The organism is Corynebacterium sp. LK2537 (genome assembly GCF_040946485.1).
Lineage (GTDB): Bacteria > Actinomycetota > Actinomycetes > Mycobacteriales > Mycobacteriaceae > Corynebacterium.
In genome coordinates, this window is the sequence record NZ_JAYWLQ010000022.1 from 1 (window position 1) to 376 (window position 376).

At 66.2% G+C, this 376-nt stretch carries 1 pseudogene; it reads left to right on the plus strand.

Going from position 1 to position 376, the window contains the following annotated elements:
• Positions 1–13: 13 nt before the first annotated feature.
• Positions 14–376 (plus strand): annotated as a pseudogene (locus tag VVS03_RS11300) (HNH endonuclease); the annotation flags it as partial.

Genomic DNA, 376 nt, shown 5'->3' on the forward strand with positions numbered 1-376 from the left:
CCTGAAGGCTGTCATGTCCGACGTTGCCGCCGCCGCGCACTACCGCGCGTGCCAGACTTTCTTCAGGCACACGACGTATACGCGCAAGCAGGACGCCGCCCGCCGGGGTGCCGCAGAATCCGGACACCACCTGGATACCCTGCTGGTGTTAGACAACGCCTTCCGCCGGGTGCGCAACCAGGGCGAGGCCTGGGCCATGCTCATCGAACTGTGCAACACCCCCGGCACCACCAAACAACTACGACGCCTAGCCAACAAGAAGGTCCTGGAGCTTAACCGCCCGGCACCGCCGGCCGAAGGCGTGCGGGTCACCCGCCGCAAAGACGGCCCCAGCACGTTTTCGGTGACCGGGGACCCGGAGCTGGTGGAAAACCTC